This window comes from Bacillota bacterium (assembly GCA_013314855.1).
Lineage (GTDB): Bacteria > Bacillota > Clostridia > Acetivibrionales > DUMC01 > Ch48.
Genome location: JABUEW010000091.1, coordinates 1 through 17,303 on the forward strand (window position 1 = coordinate 1; position 17,303 = coordinate 17,303).

Sequence of the window (17,303 nt, forward strand, 5' to 3'; positions counted from 1 at the left end):
ATTACCCCCTGAATCACAATCCTGTCGTAACACGATATGACTCCATAGATTTTTTCTCTATATCTTTCTGTAATAAGCATGTCCTCACACCTTTGTCCATAGTATGATTTCATTATAACATGTGCGGCGCGAGTTTATAAACATTTTTTATTACTAAACCATCCTCTTATTCTGACCCCTGACTCCTGAATTCTGACTTCTTACAAACCTTTTTGGTTCCGGCTTGTCCGGGTTAGGATATAATATTATATACCTAAATGACTACGGGCTTGAACAGGGCATTGACTTATTCACCGCATACCTCTTCTAAGTATGCGATTACTTCTGCTTCCAGCTTCATTGTGGCATATTTCATCTGCAAATCCGTACCACGACCAGCGTTAAAGGTACGGGGGCACACCCGCATGTTGTTTTCCTCTGTAGTATGAACACGTGGTATTCCTCACTGGTCTGGGGAATGTCCCCGGTAATTAATTGTGCCGGCCACTGTAAGGCGGGCCTCCCCACCTTCCAGCAGTAAGTGTGCACCTGTCTCACCGTCAAAAGGCGTCGTCCCCAATCAGGAAAGGGTAGCTACCACTTTTATAAGTGTTAAATAGCTATTAATATCGGCATCCAGCAGCTCTTTATCACAACACTCATACCAGATGCTCTTTCCATCCTCAACCTCACATGCAAGCTTAACATCGGCAAAGCTGTGCCTTGCCCAATGATTTCTCCACCATTCTGCAGAGTGGAATGTAAACATATCTTCAGAAAAATATCATTTAAGCTCTTCAGGCAAACCCTTCCCAAATTCACGGGTAAGCCCCGGAACAACAATGCCTATTTCCCTGCCAGGCTTTAGAAGCTTTTTCAGGTACCACATCAGATATAAGTCACAGGTACCAAAATAGTGGTATGCGTCCACGCTGACAATGGCATCAAAAAAAGCATCTGCATACGGGAGTGAATGAGCTTCTGCTTTAACCGGATATACAAGGTCCTCTACCCCTGCTTCTTTTATTCTCTTCCAATTCTCTTCCGGATTTATCCATAGGTCTGTAGCCCATACCTGCACACCGAATTCCTTTGCCAGGAATATGGAAGTGAGCGCCTTACCACATCCTAAATCCAGAACCTTCATACCTTTTTCCAATTTCATATGCTCACAGAGTTCCTCCATCAGCCATACGGGGTTGGGTCCATTTTGTTTTCATCAATCCAACCTTTATCATATTTGGCTGAACGTTTGAATCGTTCTATCATGCTTCTATCCCCTTTCATCTTTGTACAATAATAACCTTGTAATTCTTTCACTTTTTAAGCTCCTCCCATTTTTTCTGTTTAAAGCCCGATAATATACGCTTCACAGGGGTCCAGCCAATATATTTCGGATTTGTCCATCCTGCTGCAGCTTGGAGATTCTGCATATCAAGATAGTTGTCAATTCTCACCCTATCCCAGGCATGAATGATATTCCCTTCACCAATACATAATCCTACATGACCCCAATTTTTATATTCATTGTTAATTGTCCCATGACAATCATAGAAAACAAAGGCCCCTTCAGGCGGTATACCTTTATTAAGGTGTGCTTCATACATATCAGCCGATTCCTTCGCACAGCAACCACCGAATATTTCTATAGAATTACCGCGTTCATATGCTTCCTCAACAAAGGCGAGGCATAAAAACTTGTAATCCGTTGAATCAAGCTGCTCTTTTGCCCATTGAATTGCATTGTGAATAAATCTTTTTGCCATGTAATCGCTAATCTGTACTGTTTTCCAATATTTCCGCTTCATCCCATCACCCGGTTCTTCAAAGCATGACCATGAACAACCCTGATCTATAAGGAAAGAATGTACATTATTATCCTTATCGTTGTTTCCAGGACATAGAATCACAATCCCGCCGGGCTTTGTTATGCGTTCCAGTTCTCTCCATTCCCCTAATAAGTTATCACCAAAAACATGGCCTGACATGGTAACATCAGCAAATCCTGTATTGAATGGAATATCTGTTATAAGCCCATCCGTAACAAAAACGTTGTTAAAACCTTTTTCCATGGATTTCTTCTTAACATACTCTCTTAAGTTGTATACAGGTTCTACCGCATATACACAATCTGCATAAGGTGCTACTGTAAAAGTAAGCCTTCCCGTTCCTGCACCAATATCAACAACTGTTTTTTCATTAAAATCAGTTAGTTTAAGCAGTTCATCCGAGTTCCAGTTTAAAAATGGCTGGGCATCATATACAGAAGGATCTACCACATATACAATCCAATCATTTAAAGCTTCCATAACTTCTATTTCAGCCTGTCTAACCAGATGATTGTTCAATTGTACATTCGAAACCTCATCTACCAATTGATCAACCCACTCTGCTATTTCCGGACATTTATTTTTTGCATACCAGGCTACAGCCGGATTTGCTTTAAATGCTATTGCAAGCTCATTCCTCCCCCGTTTAGCAATACCACTTTGAGGAAGCCATTTAAAATGTACTTTTTCAAATAATAGCAATGTATTAAAAGATAAATTTGATACGTCCATCCAATTAAGTCCCATATCATACACACCTCTTTTCCGCCACCAGCCTTATAAATCCCACATATTCACCAGCATCCCTCTTTAGTATCTCCGTATCTTTGGGCCATGGGTTTTTACCTGCCTCATCCTGTGCCTGCTTCCACCTTGCATACATACTGCAGCCATCAGGTAGGATATCAGCAGTCAAAAAATTCACCAGTCCGGTTCTGTCCCACAACTTTTTCCACCAGTCACAGGTATGCCAGTTCCAGCAGTCCTGGCCCCAGAAGTCTTTTAAATGCTCCGGTACACCATCCTCAAATTCTTTCATAAGCCCTGGAAGTGCAACGGCAATAATGCCACGTGGAACAATGAAGTTCTGTAAATAGTTTAAATATAAATCATCAGTGCCAAAATAAATATAGGAATCTACCGATATTATTGCATCAAAGAAACCTTCAGCGAATGGCATGTTCCTTGCATCTCCGTGTATCGGGAATATCATTTTTTCAAGTCCCCATTCTTTTACTCTCTTATAGTTTTCAGTGGCTTTTATCCATAAGTCAAAAGCCCAGACCTGGAGCCCATACTCCCTTGCCAAAAATATACTGCTAATACCCTTACCGCACCCAAGACCCAGCACTCTCATCCCTGGCTTTAAATCAATTGCCTGGCATAGCCATTCAGTAAGCCAAAGCGCATTAGGTCCCATGGAATTATCAATAATCCAATCAGGATCATATTTATTGGTTCTTGGAAACTTTTCCGTCCATAAAATATGGTTTCTTTCCATTTGTCTTCTCTCCCCTCTTTAACACTTTGTGTTTTACTTAAATATTCAAAGCACAAATTAAAATAGACAAAATTTGACCATTTGTAATTCCTCTCCCCTTCTATTCTTAATGTTATAAGTCCTTAATGCTTTCCAAGTTGCTTTTGAAATTTTGCAATCTGCTTGCCCCATTGCTTCTCCTGAAGCCGCAGCTTGCCTTCCTTCTTGGCCTCAAGATGTGCCAGCTCCTTTTGCAGCTTCAACCAGCTTTCCCACCTCTTCATTTCCAGTTTTCCGGTGTCCAGTGCCTCTCTGACGGCACACCCCGGTTCACTCCGATGTTGGCAATCATGGAAACGGCACAGCTTTGTCAACTCCTCAACATCACCAAACATAACCTCCATACCGGAATCTGCCTCCCATAGAGATAATGAGCGCATCCCGGGTGTATCCAGGATCAATCCTCGTTCCGGTAAAAGCAGAAGTTCCCTACGGGTGGTGGTATGCCTTCCCCGGCCGTCATTTTCACGGATTTCCCGTGTTTTTAAAAGCTCTTTCCCTGCCAGCGTGTTTACCAATGTCGATTTGCCAACACCGGAAGAACCAAGCAGAGCTACAGTTTTTCCCGGTACAAAGTATTTTCTTATCTCTTCAATTCCTTCCCCAGTTACACAGCTGATGACATGAACTTCCACTCCCGGTGCAGTACAATATACAATCGCCATTTTATCAGCGACATCATCACAGCAATCAGCCTTGGTCAGCACAACTACCGGCATGGCACCGCTTTCCCATGCTGCAATCAGGTATCTTTCCAGCCTCCTCATATTGAAATCCCTGTTCAACGACTGGATAAGGAAGACGATATCTACGTTTGCCGCAACAATCTGCTCTTTTGCTTCAATTCCGGCCGCAGCCCTTGAAAACTTTGTTTTCCTCGTTAGAACAGCTCGAACACACGCCGATTGAGTTTGTGCAGTATATTCCAATGCCACCCAATCTCCAACCGCCAGTTGCAGATCATTATCAAGCTTCTTCACAGGTCTGTTTACAAGAAGCTCCCCTGAATCGGAAGCCACCCGAATCATTTGCCCATAGTCTGCTACTATTCTTCCAGGGAACATACCATCCGTACATCTTTGATTCCATTCCCGTTCAAAATATTCATCCCATCCATAATCTTTTATACTCATTATTCAAATCCATCCTTTATCAATTTCTTTTCTTCCTGCCTGCGTTTCTTTTTGTTCTTCAAATTATTTTCCTGCACCCTGGTCCTGGGGTTGATCACCCAGCTACCGCGGATTTCCTTGATATAATCAAAAGTACTTTTCTTTCTTATCATAGCCATCACTCCCGGTATTTGAATTTGCATCATTCCGCAACCTGAAAAAGCGTATAAAAATCCCGCAGATAACGACCACCTGCGGGTTCAAAAGAGACATACCTCCTACTGAGGTGTGTCCCTTCATCTTGTATGAAAGCAACAAAAAAACACGCTACTCATGCGTGTTGCTACTTGTTAAATACACGATTCAGGTTGCTCGAAAGAAGTTGCATAGGCAACACAAACAAAACCTTATTCAAAATGGGACATTCCTTAACATAAAGGAATACTACCTGTTCAGAAAGGTGTATTGTCCCATGACCGCTAACGGTATTTTTGTGTACCTGTGCCAATATTTAATTATTTAAAAACCACCTCAACATTTTTTACGGACATTAAAACAACTCCTTTCTTATTTAAATTTAATGCTTGCGGTATACTGCATCAGTTTTATTGTACAAAGGATTCCAAACATTGTCAATAGAGAGTTTTCGTCTTACTATAGCCATTTAAAATGGCTTGTGTCCATCCACAATTTTTGAATTCCAATATTCAACATAACTATGATATGCTTCTGTAGACGTCAAAAACTGAATATGCTGCCTCGCCTTCAACTTATACGCCGGAATGCTCTCCAAACCTATTCTGTAAGCCTTCTCAATTCTGTGGTGACCATCAATTAAATTGTACATCCCGGGGCAAATTTCGGCAATAATTACAGGAGTGGTTAAGTCTACAGAATCAAGATATGATTCGTTAATGTTTGATGATTCTCTCCTGTATTTTTCAACAACATTATTTCATTGAGCCTCTGAAGCTCCTCTTTATATTCCTCCTGTTTTTTCTCCCAGGCTTCAACAGCCTGGAGTTTTTCGGCACCGGCACCATTCATTTTTTCCAGTTCTAGGCGGATTAGTTCCAGTCCAAGTTCTCTTAATTCTTCAGGAAGCCTGCGTTTTTGCGTATCATATTCAACATTTTTCACCTCCAGTTCCTGCATTGCCTGGTCAATCTGCCCGGCCAGGGCTTTTACCTGCTCACCTGCGACAAGAGCTGCTTTTTTGGCTTCTCTATAAGCCCTTTCGGCGTCAACCAGCTTTTCTCTTGCATTCTCAACCCGTTTTTCAAGCGCCGTCAGTTCCGTACCTTCCGTATGGCCGGCAGGCTTCGGATGGTGCTCCGACCCGCAGACAGAACAGGGCTCGTCCTCTTTCAGATTTTTCGAAAGCATATAGGCATCGTTCCGGTCCATCTCCCTGATTGCATTCTCCAACTCCAGCCTGCATTGCTCAAAGACTGCGCCGGCTTTTTCCCTGTCTTCGTTAAGGAGCAGCGCTTTTTGCGTCAGTTCCCTGAGTGCTGACCGCTACTTTGCAATTCTTGATTCCATTCCATCTAATTCACTTTTCCTGAGACTTAAGACATCATAAACTGCCTGCAGGGAACGAAGCTTATCTATGTATTTTAAGACCGAGTTTTTATCTTCAGGCCTGGACGCTTCATGCTTCAGCTTTTCCGCATTCAAATCCTCCAGCGTCTTTTGTGACAGTGAAATTTCTTTTCTTATCCCGTCCAGTTTTTGCTCAAGGCCGCCAACGGTACTATTCAGGGCAGACGCCTTGTCCTCAAGCTCTTTTACATTTCCTTTCAGGGTTTCGACTTCATTTTCAAGCTTCGCTCCCTCCTGGACCTGCTGCCGGTATCCGGGATCGGTTTTCAAAGGCTCCATTTCCAGCTTAAGCCTGCCAAGATTCTGTTCCAGAGCCTCAAGCTCCCCTGTTTCCTTTGCTATAGCCCCACTTTTATTTGCGATTTCGAGCTTAAGCCTGTCCGAGGAAACCTGAAGCCCGCTTATTTTCCCTTGAATGGCCTGTATTTCCGCCCTTATGCCCAAAGCATCCACAAGCCTTGTCCTTAAGCCCACCAATTTCGGCTGTTCTGCCGCAGCTTCGCTTTTGACCCCTTCATGCTTCCGCCGGGTCTCATCCAGGCCTGCGACGACACCTGGAAGGGCAGCCAGGACTTCCTCCAGTTGTCTTTCAGTCTCCCGGAACTTTTCATTCAATTCTTTGTTTTTCCGGACCATCTCCAGCAGCCCGTCTGCTTTCACAGCCTTCTCCAGCCGCACTCTTTTTTCTGCAACCATATCTGCGGAAGCCAGATGCTGCTGCTCCTTCTGTTCGATAAGCGACAGCTCCCGGACAAGGGTCCAGACCTCCCTGGCTTCATTGTATTTTGCCTCCAGCAGCTTCAATTCCTTTTCCGCCTTGCTTCTTTCGGACACGGCCGCTTCCATTGCCTTTTGGGCTTCTTCAAGGGCTTCATCGGTGGCATCCGCATACCCCTTCAATTCTCCGGAAAGGACATCCATCCGGCTTTTCAGTCTGGCCATTTTGCGGGTCAGCTTATCCTGCAGCTGCTTTCCGTATTCTTCAAGATAAAAAATTCTTTCCAGCATTTTTCTTCTATCCGAGTTGTTCAGAAGGAGAAATTCCTGGAAGCTGTTCTGCGGCAGCACAACAGCCCTGGTAAAGTCTTCATGGCTTAAGCCCAGCAATTCTTTAATATTGTTGCTCACATCGGTTGCCTTATCGCATACCGGTATTTCGCCGACATCGGTGATTTCAATGAGCCGGGCAATCTTAGGCTCGCAGGAGTTTGCCGTACCTTTCTTCCTCTGATACGTCCTCTCCACCCTGAAAGTCTTTCTGGTATCGTCCTTCATAAGTTCAAAGGTAAATGAAACCTTCGCGGTATTCATGGCGGTATTCATGTTTGTATTGATGATGCCATGTGTCCCTCCATCCGCCCTCTTCACCTTGCCATACAAGGCAAAGGTAACGGCATCAAGGACAGTGGACTTGCCGCTTCCGGTAGGCCCGAAAATTCCAAACAGGCCGGTTTCGCCCAGGGCTTCGAAATCTATTCTCTGAGCATCGCGAAAGCTCTGCAGCCCTTCTATTTCAAGAAGCTTCGGTCTCATCCGCTATAACCTCCTCATCTTCCTCATTTAAGATTTCAATGAAGGCACCCATCAGTTCGTCCGAGATTTCAGCCTGCATTTTGAATTTATAGAAGTCTTTGAACAGTTTATCGATTTTCTTTCCCTCTCTGCTTTGAGGGCTTGTGACCTCCACAGCTTCGGATTTCAATCTGGGATGGATGTTGATGATCCCAGGATGCAATAACCTTAAGGCTTTCTGCTCCTCCACCGTCAAAACCCTGTCCATCACTATCTCAAGGTCAATCCAGGCATTCAAATCCCTGCCCTCCTCGCATCACCGGATGGCCTGTCCGATTCCCTCTTCGGCAATCCACCTTCTCAAGGGTTTCCCGCAGTCAAGGTAAAAAGGCCTGACATCCGCCTTTTCTCCCGGGACTGCGTCAATGATGTATACAGCTTTGCTGTGCTCTGCTTCCGAAAAGCTGTAAGCAAGAGGAGAGCCGGAATAAAACACCGGGCACGGGCTATTGCGGATTTCCTGCGGACGGTGCAGATGTCCCAGCGCGACAAAATGGGCGTTGGAGGGCAGAATTCCCGGGTCCACCGTCAAAGCTCCACCTACCTGCAGCGTCCTTTCGGACTCCGACTCCTTTCCTCCCCTGAGGAAAAGATGCCCCACCGCCAGGTTTACCGTGTCATCCCGGAATTTCTGACTGAGTGAAGAAAAGATACATCCGATTTTTTCGGAATAAGCTTTCTGCAAAATTCCTTCATCCGCCTGTTGGGAGAGTATCTCTTCCAGACGGGATTCCGAAGGATACGGGAGGGCAATGATCACGGCATGGTGCTCACAGCCGGGCACACAAAGCTCCAGCCAGCCCGGTCCGGAATCGGCAATTTTTATGCTTCCGCTGCCGGTTTTATATATACCTGTATCGCTTCCGGGATAACCCAGTAGAATGATGCCGTTTTTATATGCCAGCGGGCTGGCAGCACAGAGGCGTTCCGGATTGTCGTGGTTTCCCGCAATCACGACAATCGCCCTCTTCCCTTTGTCATTAAACCTGTCAATGGTGTCGTAAAAAAGCTCCTCTGCCGCGGCAGAGGGGTTGTATGTATCGTATATGTCACCGGCAACCAGGACGAGATCTATCTTCTGCTCTTCCACCGTTTTGCACAGGCAGTCGATGAATTCTCGCTGTTCGTCAATACGGCTGATGTGCTCAAGATTCTTGCCCAGGTGCCAGTCGGATGTATGAAGTATGCGCATGGGTGACCTCCGTATGTACTTTATTTACCCTTATAATTCTTAACCTCATTTTCTAATAACAGCATATTGTCAAGTACATTCTTAACAATCAATGTATCAAATTCCTGTCTATCTGTCTCGTCATGAACACCCTTATTTAAATATGTCCAAACTCTATTGCTATTTGTTTCTAATCCTTCAAAATATTTATATAGGGTAATTATATTCTCAAGTCTCGTATCTTTTATATCTTTTTCAATAGATTTTCTCAAGCCTGAAACCTTTGACATTAAATCAGGAGGCCCTTCTGGTTTTCTCATTTGTACAGTAATACAAATATTATATGACTTTACTATTTTATTCCATAGATTATCAGTAATGTTTTCTAAAGCACTTCTACAAAACCTAAGTACTTCTCTTTTTTCACTTCTTTCCATCGCCTCATTGGCTTTTTTTAAATAATGCGATGATGATTGAAAATACTCTATGTTTTGCTTATTAGGTCGCATTAGAGTTATTTTGTTAACTAAAGATTGATAATCCTTCTGTGTAAAATGATTATCTAAATCTTTTACAAATTCTTCAGCATGTGATGTGATAATCACTTGTTTTTGATTAATGTTCTCATTTGTGAAAAGAAGCTCCCTAATTCCCCCTCTATGATCATCATCAATCGCGTTAATAACATCATCAAAAATAATAACCGGAACATGATTACTTACGTTTTTCGCAAGTAGTATCGAAAGACCTAAACATTTAATATGTCCTTCACTTAACACATGCAATGCATTTTCAGCCTTATTTGGTGCATCTTTAAAGTATATTTTGATAATATCACCTGGTTTTGTAGGAAGTTCCACTCTTTCAAGTAAATCAAAATCCTTATCGTCTCTATTAATAGCATTATAAAAATCCCTAGTATATTCATTCAAATTTTTAACAATGCTTATTGGTAATTGTTCTTTATAATTTTTAAGTTTTGTTAAGAACACATTGTAAGCCTCTAAATATCTCCTATTTTCTTCAATTTGCTTTCTTTCTTCTTCTACTTCTTTCAATAATTGTTCATTTTGCTTATTAAATGCTCTAATAGCATCGTTACCCTTTTTTATACTATCATTATAATCTTTTTCTCTAGTCTTGATACTAATTATTTTATTTGCTATTTCCTCTAAAGCTTTTTTCTCATCTATGAAAACATTTAATGAACTATTTGTAGATATTATTTTCTCATTTTCAAGATTTACAGTATTTATTAATTCTTCAATAGTATTACGTTTATTAATAACTTCATTAGCCATTTCAGAAAACAAATGAATAAATGATTTAAATTCATTCTTTTTTTTAGCTTCAGCAATCTGTGTAAAACAAATATATAGATTTACTCCAAACTCATTTGCCAATTCATTTATAAGCTTAACATCTGCAATTAAAATTTCATAGTCATCTATAATACTTTGCTGGAGTTTTTCTTTCTTTTGTTCAATCTCAGCTATTGACTCAAATTCTTTTAGTTTTTCACGTGCATTTTCATACGGATTTAAAAATGTTTTGTATTCAGTGCCATTAATAGGTGTTTCACATACAGGACATCTATCAACAAATAAATTCTCTAGGTCATTAACAAGGGCGTATAGTTTACTTACTTTAACTTTATCAATTATTTTCTCAAACTGAGAAGCAACTTCATTATACTCTCCTATCTTAACAAGTGACCAAGTCACATAATCTTGTTGAAAATGTTTTCTCAATTTTTTATACATCTTTAAAAAATAAAGTAATTATCCAACTCGTTTGTAAGCATATATATTTTTAATATTTCTATGAAAATACTGTCCTTTTGAGTCTGCAGCCAAAAGTGCCTGAAAAACAATTTCTGAAACGTTAAAGTATTGGTATATACCACCAGAATTGAACTCTACTTCCAGTATCTTTGTTGTACTGTCATATCCAACTGATCTCAAATTACTTGACTCCACATAAATTCGTTTCATATTATCCCTCCAAGTTTAGCATACTTTTCCAACAAAATTATACCGCTTTCGGCCATGCCTTACAATATCTTACATAAAAAATTCACAAAATCGGTATCGGTATAGTCCAGTTTCCCCACGCTCACCGACATGACGCCTTCCGATCTCATCCTGTATTTCTGGGGAGTAAAGCCAGCAAACCCGTCAATCCAGATTTCGGCGCCGTCATAAAGCGAAGTGGAACCAAGCTTTTCCGAAGCCAGGGTCAGGTCATCATCCAAATCCCTGTATCTCTCTGCAAGGGTCTTCTCGAATAAAGCATAAATGGAAGTAAGCTCCATAAGCTTGTCCTTCAGCGGGTTGTCCTCTTCAAGTCCTTTACCTGCATTATCCAGGGCCTCCGGTGTTACATTGTACCGCTTGAACTCGGTAATCAAAGTGGAAAGCGTATTGACAAACCCCTGCCGGTCGGCAGATTTTGAAAACATCTGGAAGCCGTCCCGCATTTTGTCCAGGATTCTGTAAAGGATCATGCATTTGCCTGCCGGATGGATATAGGGATAGGTAATGCCGCCCGCTTCATTGAAGACCCTGAAGGCCAGACGCCGGAAGCTTAAAACCTCAGTTTTAAGAATACCGCCTGTTTTCAGAACAGTCATCAGATCCCTTTCCGCTTGAAAGGTGAACTGCTCCGGGACCAGAAGGATCAGCGGCTGCGTGGCTCCGACAGCGATCTTTGACTTGATTTCATTAAGGCAAAAACGGGTTTTACCACTGCCCGCCCTGCCATATATAACCTCAAACTCATACGTTTTGACTCCAATATCTATCTATTGATTATGTATTCCTATGTTTTATTTTACCATATAACGCAAAATTAACCCACCCCGTTTTTCATATACTCCAGAATCAGTTTATCCATTCTTGTGCTTATATCCAATAAGATATTGTAATTTCACTCATTGACACCCATGTCAGCAATAACTGCATTCAATAGATGTCTGATTTCTTCAATTTCTGTCTTTAATTGATTAACAATAGCCATATATACCACCCATATATTTATTCTTGAGAAGCTTCACATAAAGGGAAAATAGCTGTTTCAACCTTATTCCTGACTCTTTTTGCCTGGTATAATGCCGTATCTGCTTTTGCAAATAGAACATCCATATCTATTGGCTTATTAACTGTTACTACGCCAATACATACAGTATAGCGCCAAAACATTTTGCTGATTTTTCTATTATCTTTCTGGTCCTCTCTGCATACTTTAACGCTCCGTTATTGTTAGTATCAGGGAGAATAACAGCAAATTCCTCTCCTCCCCATCGTGCTATCGTATCGATTTCCCTGGAATTCGCTTTAAGGATTTTTGAGACTCGAGTCAGGAGCTTATCCCCAGCTAGATGCCCGTACCTGTCATTTACCTTTTTAAAATGATCGATATCAATTATACAAAGGGATAGATTACTATTTGATCTGTTTAACATCTTTAGATCTGATTCCAACTTTTCATAGAAATATCTGCGGTTGTAAAGTCCTGTCAGCGGATCTTTATAAGCATAAAACATTATTCTTTTCAGCCAGAATCCGAAAACCACACTGATAATTGTTGAAAAATGGTACATATTGTTTATATAAATTTAGGGTAGATTAACCGTAATATAGTATTCTAACCCTTATTTTTACATTCTGTTTTTGTGCACCAGCATAGCGCGAATAATGTCATTTAATAGACTTATTTGCCCTTCCGACAATTTATTGACCAATATCTCCAATTCCAGTCTTTCCGGACTCTGGGAACCATTTCTATGGCCAAATGCAAGATAATCCAGTGAAGTATTTAATGCAACAGACAGTTTTGCAATAGTCTCAAATGAAAATTGTTTTTCTCCCCGTTCTATCTTACCCTCATACTGCGGTGAAATATCAACCTTTTCAGCAAGCTGAAATTGCGTGAGTCCCATTTTATTTCGTTCTTGTTTTATTCTTTGCCCTATAGCCTTATAGTCCATGTCTCAACCCCCTATAATAAACATACAGGGAAGTTATCCAAATAAAAACAATCTTATTGTACATGCTATTATTTACTATAACGTTTTTACCTTTATATCCTATCATGTGATTTAAATGGTGCATTTGAGTATATTCAAAGACAGTACGGGCTAATGTCCGGCACAAATAGACTCTTTTGGATTTGTTTGCTTCAATGAACTGCAATATAGCATAGTTAGTAAGGTCTTGAAACCAACCACGTATTATAGATTTGTATCAGCAATTTCATTAAATAATCAATGGGACAAGTCAATTGTACCATATTCTTGTGTCAATTACAGTAGTTTCGCAAATTTATATAGGTCTTGATAATCAATACTTTTAAGCAGTCTGTACCTTGAAAATATGGTTGTGTAAGCATTGACAGATATTCCGATATAGATAGTATAACTAATGATAAAAGGTGAGACTACCTAATGAAAAATAAGGATATTGTTTTTGAAAAATTTGCTTATGCAAAGGAATTAAGCAAATTCCTTACTATGATCAAATATACGATAAGCCTTAACAAAGGCCTAACAACAGGTATAATGGTTTATATCGTAGGTTTGATTTCGATTATTAATCCTACAGCAAACATGGCTACTGATGTTATTCTTGGAGTCAGCCACGATACTATAACAAGGGCTATTTGTACTCTGCACGATAACTTCCAAAGCATCATACTATTCTTCATGTCTGTGATTCAGGCACAAACGCCTGTCTCTGGTTGGCTGATAATAGATGATGTTTTGCTCCATAAAGAAAATAGCAAGCATACAGATTATGTTTTCAAGATCAAGGATCATACAACAGGTAAGTATGTGTATGGAATCCAAATTGTTGTACTTCTCTGGAGTAATGGAATCGTGCGGATTCCATTAGGCTTCAAAGTCTACCTGGACAAAAAAGCCGCCAAGAAGTTCAACAAAACCTTCAAAACCAAACTGCAGCTTGCGCAAGAATTATTAGAATCGTCTATTATATCGGCAATACCTTTCGATTTCATAACATTTGATACGTGGTATTCTTCAAAAGACCTTCTAAAATTTATACAGAGCAAAGGACTAAAGAAATTAGGTTTACAACCAATCTCAGAAAGATATTCATTAGTACACTAATTCTATTGAACCGCCGTATACCGAACGGTACGTACGGTGGTGTGAGAGGACGCTGAATAAAATAATTATTCAGCTCCTACTCGATTTTTATCTGCTGACCACCTTTAACTTCAACAATTTCTCCGCCTACACTGAGCCATACGGAGCTTGCAGATGGGTTAAACACAAATTTCTTTGATGCGACATTGATGCGACAAATTTAATTGGTCAAAAGTGCTCAAATAGTCTACAATTTCAATATTCGCATATGACACAGGGGGACTGTCCCCTTGTGTCATATAGTAAAGAAAAAACAGAAAATGTTAAATTGTATCATAGATTTAATGATATCTGATGATATAATGGAGAGAAGAGTAAAAATATGGAGGGATAGAAATGCGAGTTGTATCGATTAATCAAGCCGAAGCCATCATTGAGCCATTTTGGGATGGAGGTTCCAGTGAACATCCGGATAATAAAAACAGCTTATTAGGTCAATATAAAGTAACGGTAGATGATGGAGCGAAAGGTCAGGTGCGCCAGACCTGGTGCGCTGTGGAAGTGGTGATTGAGAAGAGCGAGCCGGGGAAAACCGCAATTGTGATGGAGCGAAAATGTGATATAGATATAGGAGGCTATGATATTTTCAGGGTGTTTGCTTCTATCCCCTCCTGGGTGTGCATGACTGTAGTCGGGCGGGTAGATGGAAAGATGCAAAACTTTATAGAAAAGGTTACCGGGCGGGACAATACTGATGAATATGATGGTGATATTCGAGGAAGGTGGCTGACAGAAGTGCGGCTGGAGTTTTCTATGATAGGTAATCAACCGGCCGTTATTTCTCTCCTCTGGCTGGGTTTGTCCAATCGGGAAGAGCAGAATAAGATGGAAGCCCGGAAATCGCCTTATACTCCCGATTGGCCAGGTTGTCTACGAGAGCAATCCGGGCAACCTATACCACAGATAGGGATTTTCTTTGATGCAAAAGATTTAGAAGAACTTCGGCGGAGGGTTAAAGCCGGCCCTTTGAAAAAAATCTATGATGAGATACGCAAGCAGGCTTTAGCCGATATGGAACTCAATCCTGAAGACGAAATCGGTACCTATATCCCCAAACCGGACCGACGATGGTGTCGCAATCGGGATATGAAGTTAACGTGCACTGCTGGAAAGATGGAACGACTAGCTCTGGTAGGATTGATTGACGAAAATATGGAGATGTCCAGGATGGCAGCCCGAATGGCCCTGTCTGCTGCTCATTGCGAATATTGGTGTGAGAGCATAATGGGAGTTTTTCCAGGAGCCACCTGGCATCATCGCTCTTTTACCGAAGAAATCTATTGTACGGCTTGCGCCCTAGTGCTGGATTGGGCAGGATTCTGCATAACACCCCATGGGAAACAGATCATTCAGGATGCCATAATCATGAAGGGGCTGCCTCGCATTGAATCAGATTTTAAACGGATGGAATATATTCGCAGCATGAATCAGGGAATTGTATTCAGTTCGGGCAGAATTCTTGGATTGCTTTCTTTGATACCGGAATATCCCCGGTACAAAAGTTTGATTGAAGAGGCAGAACAGGATTTGCATGATATGGTGAATGCATATATCCAGGAGGATGGAGGAACTTTGGAAGGTGTTAGCTATTGGAACTATACTTTTTCCACTGCCATTCCAATATTCTATACTCTGTCCCGTTTTCGCAACAAATCTTTTAAGGATTATATTCCCCCATCGATAGCAAAAACCGGAGATTATGCTTTAAGCATGTTGTCTATTGCAGGGAATGGAACTAGCTATCTTCCAATTAATGATGCTCATGCTGACAAATCATTGGCCCTTAGTTTGGTAGGTGCTTATTGTCATATATCCGATAAGAATGAATGGAAGGCTTTGTATGGTAGAATGCTCCAATCCGGTACTATCGAACCGGATATATATGCCTTGATATTCTCTCTCCCACCGGAAGAATATGAGGGTTGTGATTTCCAATATCCTCAGTGGAAACTGCTCCCGGTTACAGGTCAAGTTGGAGTTATTCGTACAGATTCCCGGTTGGGCAATATTCATTTTCATTTCTGCAGTGGACCTACCTATGGGGGCCATTATCATCAAGATAAGGGAAGCTTTATACTGGAGGTGGAAGGAGAGAGTCTGGCCATCGACCGAGGGGTAACTCGATACGATCATCCGGAAACCGCTCTTATCCAATTTGCCGGTCGTCATAATCTCCTGTATCCGGAATCACCAGACGGAACCCTGATCCGTCAACCCGGGAATGCTCCGGGAGGAAAATTGACCTGTGCACTTGAGGTAGAAGAGATTGTTATGTTGACCAGCGACAACAAAAAGGCTTGGGAGAAAGGTTTATTTGATGTCAATATTCGACGTGTCTTCTCTCCAACACCCAATTTATATATTTTCGATGATGAACTCATAATAAGTACTGCTATGCCAGTAAGCTTTCGAGTTAATTCTCGTGGCAGCATGAGAGATAGGGGAGAAGAAGTGTGGATAGAAGGAAGCAAGGCTTTCTTGAGGATTATTCCGGTAAACTGGATTCCCGAAGAAGTGACTATGGAACCTGAAGGAATTGATTCCCATGAACACCCGGTCAATCTTCTGCGAATGCTTTCTCGGGCAAAAACATCCCACCGTTTATTGACGGCCATAGAGGTGGTTCCCGGTGGGCTGGAACCGGAATGGAGGATAGAAAGGGAAAATCATTGGACTTTCTGCCGGAGAGATGAGGAAGTAGCGATTGCCATAACACCGGATGGCAAGCTGGAATGTAATATTAGCAAGCAGGGCAAAAGAGTTTTTTCAGCGATAGCAAAGGCAGGAGAATGGATACAAACCCTATAGAAGGAGATAACCCCTATAGCAGGAGACAAACCCTGCAGCAGGAAACGAACCCTGCAGTAGAAGAAAAACCCTGCAGTAAGAGATAAATCCTATAGTATAGTAGTATATGGTAGTACATGTATTATATTATATTATATACAGAATATACAGATGATAGTATATGTATTATGGACAGATGAATTATATCAGGAGGAATATGATAATGAATCCGAAGGAAATAATTAAGCGGGTCATTGACTTTAATGATCCTCCAAGGATTGGATTTGATTTCAATCCACCACATACTAAAGACATTTTGTGGATATCTGCAGCGCAGTTTAAAATGTCCAACCCATCTTATATACAGTACTTACGCAAAATTAACTGAACCTTGAAAAATTCATATATTAGGCGCTTAATTTGTCCCAAATGGTTGTTGCTACTGGATCTGTGACATCATTTACCTGTTTACTTTTAAGGTCTTTTGATGTTACATTAATAATGTACACAACATTATTAACTTTAATTTGCACAAAATCCT

General features: G+C 41.2%; 16 protein-coding genes, 2 pseudogenes and 1 other annotated feature. Of the genes and pseudogenes, 3 read left to right on the forward strand and 15 right to left on the reverse strand.

Translation table 11 applies throughout. The features are described from left to right. Positions 1-283: 283 nt before the first annotated feature. Positions 284-378: a sequence feature (possible 16S ribosomal RNA but 16S or 23S rRNA prediction is too short), on the reverse strand. A 181-nt stretch (positions 379-559) separates the two neighbouring features. The 15 genes and pseudogenes from HPY74_14610 to HPY74_14680 form a co-directional block, all read right to left on the reverse strand. Continuing rightward, positions 560-748, reverse strand: a complete 189-nt coding sequence (locus HPY74_14610) for a hypothetical protein (GenBank protein NSW91877.1) — start codon at positions 746-748, stop codon at positions 560-562. Between the two features lie 15 nt (positions 749-763). Further along, the gene (locus HPY74_14615) at positions 764-1,144 is read right to left on the reverse strand and encodes a methyltransferase domain-containing protein (GenBank protein ID NSW91878.1); all 381 of its coding nucleotides are present in this window, start codon (positions 1,142-1,144) and stop codon (positions 764-766) included. A gap of 151 nt (positions 1,145-1,295) precedes the next feature. Next, positions 1,296-2,555 carry a methyltransferase domain-containing protein gene (locus HPY74_14620; GenBank protein NSW91879.1) on the reverse strand — a complete coding sequence of 420 codons (1,260 nt, stop codon included), beginning with the start codon at positions 2,553-2,555 and terminating at the stop codon, positions 1,296-1,298. A gap of 1 nt (position 2,556) precedes the next feature. After that, positions 2,557-3,309 (reverse strand): methyltransferase domain-containing protein, encoded by a 753-nt coding sequence (locus HPY74_14625; protein NSW91880.1) that lies wholly within the window; start codon positions 3,307-3,309, stop codon positions 2,557-2,559. Between the two features lie 122 nt (positions 3,310-3,431). Then, a complete protein-coding gene (gene rsgA / locus HPY74_14630; protein ID NSW91881.1) occupies positions 3,432-4,481 on the reverse strand; it encodes a ribosome small subunit-dependent GTPase A in 1,050 nt (349 codons plus the stop codon). Continuing rightward, positions 4,481-4,633, reverse strand: a complete 153-nt coding sequence (locus tag HPY74_14635) for a hypothetical protein (protein ID NSW91882.1) — start codon at positions 4,631-4,633, stop codon at positions 4,481-4,483. Before HPY74_14635 ends, rsgA begins: the two co-directional genes overlap by 1 nt. Positions 4,634-5,124: 491 nt before the next feature. Continuing rightward, positions 5,125-5,376, reverse strand: a complete 252-nt coding sequence (locus HPY74_14640) for a ParB N-terminal domain-containing protein (protein ID NSW91883.1) — start codon at positions 5,374-5,376, stop codon at positions 5,125-5,127. Then, complete coding sequence (locus tag HPY74_14645) at positions 5,349-5,888, reverse strand: hypothetical protein (protein ID NSW91884.1); 540 nt, start codon at positions 5,886-5,888, stop codon at positions 5,349-5,351. Before HPY74_14645 ends, HPY74_14640 begins: the two co-directional genes overlap by 28 nt. Positions 5,889-5,981: 93 nt before the next feature. Beyond that, positions 5,982-7,598, reverse strand: a complete 1,617-nt coding sequence (locus HPY74_14650; protein ID NSW91885.1) for an SMC family ATPase — start codon at positions 7,596-7,598, stop codon at positions 5,982-5,984. Further along, positions 7,579-8,829, reverse strand: a pseudogene (sbcD, locus tag HPY74_14655) (exonuclease subunit SbcD). The gene HPY74_14650 and the pseudogene sbcD overlap by 20 nt, the downstream one beginning before the upstream one ends. 20 nt (positions 8,830-8,849) lie before the next feature. Continuing rightward, positions 8,850-10,559: a hypothetical protein gene (locus tag HPY74_14660; protein ID NSW91886.1), complete on the reverse strand. Its 1,710-nt coding sequence runs from the start codon at positions 10,557-10,559 to the stop codon at positions 8,850-8,852. A gap of 30 nt (positions 10,560-10,589) precedes the next feature. Next, a complete protein-coding gene (locus HPY74_14665; protein ID NSW91887.1) occupies positions 10,590-10,802 on the reverse strand; it encodes a KTSC domain-containing protein in 213 nt (70 codons plus the stop codon). Positions 10,803-10,951: 149 nt separating this feature from the next. After that, a pseudogene (locus HPY74_14670) lies at positions 10,952-11,575 on the reverse strand (helicase-exonuclease AddAB subunit AddB). A gap of 399 nt (positions 11,576-11,974) precedes the next feature. Next, positions 11,975-12,352, reverse strand: coding sequence for a GGDEF domain-containing protein (locus HPY74_14675; GenBank protein NSW91888.1), 378 nt, complete (start codon positions 12,350-12,352; stop codon positions 11,975-11,977). 114 nt (positions 12,353-12,466) lie between these two features. Then, positions 12,467-12,796: a helix-turn-helix transcriptional regulator gene (locus tag HPY74_14680; protein NSW91889.1), complete on the reverse strand. Its 330-nt coding sequence runs from the start codon at positions 12,794-12,796 to the stop codon at positions 12,467-12,469. 456 nt (positions 12,797-13,252) lie between these two features. Between HPY74_14680 and HPY74_14685 the strand changes: the two genes are divergently transcribed. The 3 genes from HPY74_14685 to HPY74_14695 all read left to right on the forward strand — a co-directional run bounded on the left by HPY74_14685 (position 13,253) and on the right by HPY74_14695 (position 17,150). Then, a complete protein-coding gene (locus HPY74_14685; GenBank protein ID NSW91890.1) occupies positions 13,253-13,936 on the forward strand; it encodes a transposase in 684 nt (227 codons plus the stop codon). A gap of 375 nt (positions 13,937-14,311) precedes the next feature. Next, positions 14,312-16,783 carry a heparinase II/III family protein gene (locus tag HPY74_14690; protein ID NSW91891.1) on the forward strand — a complete coding sequence of 824 codons (2,472 nt, stop codon included), beginning with the start codon at positions 14,312-14,314 and terminating at the stop codon, positions 16,781-16,783. 202 nt (positions 16,784-16,985) lie between these two features. Further along, the gene (locus tag HPY74_14695) at positions 16,986-17,150 is read left to right on the forward strand and encodes a hypothetical protein (protein NSW91892.1); all 165 of its coding nucleotides are present in this window, start codon (positions 16,986-16,988) and stop codon (positions 17,148-17,150) included. Positions 17,151-17,303: the final 153 nt, after the last annotated feature.

Coding starts and splice junctions, on each gene's coding strand:
- HPY74_14620 (NSW91879.1), bottom strand. CDS start 2,555: ATGGGACTTAATTGGATGGACGTATCAAATTTATCTTTTAATACATTG.
- HPY74_14635 (NSW91882.1), bottom strand. CDS start 4,633: ATGATAAGAAAGAAAAGTACTTTTGATTATATCAAGGAAATCCGCGGT.
- HPY74_14675 (NSW91888.1), bottom strand. CDS start 12,352: ATGTTTTATGCTTATAAAGATCCGCTGACAGGACTTTACAACCGCAGA.
- HPY74_14665 (NSW91887.1), bottom strand. CDS start 10,802: ATGAAACGAATTTATGTGGAGTCAAGTAATTTGAGATCAGTTGGATAT.
- HPY74_14625 (NSW91880.1), bottom strand. CDS start 3,309: ATGGAAAGAAACCATATTTTATGGACGGAAAAGTTTCCAAGAACCAAT.
- HPY74_14615 (NSW91878.1), bottom strand. CDS start 1,144: ATGAAATTGGAAAAAGGTATGAAGGTTCTGGATTTAGGATGTGGTAAG.
- HPY74_14650 (NSW91885.1), bottom strand. CDS start 7,598: ATGAGACCGAAGCTTCTTGAAATAGAAGGGCTGCAGAGCTTTCGCGAT.
- HPY74_14610 (NSW91877.1), bottom strand. CDS start 748: ATGTTTACATTCCACTCTGCAGAATGGTGGAGAAATCATTGGGCAAGG.
- HPY74_14685 (NSW91890.1), top strand. CDS start 13,253: ATGAAAAATAAGGATATTGTTTTTGAAAAATTTGCTTATGCAAAGGAA.
- HPY74_14680 (NSW91889.1), bottom strand. CDS start 12,796: ATGGACTATAAGGCTATAGGGCAAAGAATAAAACAAGAACGAAATAAA.
- HPY74_14690 (NSW91891.1), top strand. CDS start 14,312: ATGCGAGTTGTATCGATTAATCAAGCCGAAGCCATCATTGAGCCATTT.
- HPY74_14695 (NSW91892.1), top strand. CDS start 16,986: ATGAATCCGAAGGAAATAATTAAGCGGGTCATTGACTTTAATGATCCT.
- rsgA (NSW91881.1), bottom strand. CDS start 4,481: ATGAGTATAAAAGATTATGGATGGGATGAATATTTTGAACGGGAATGG.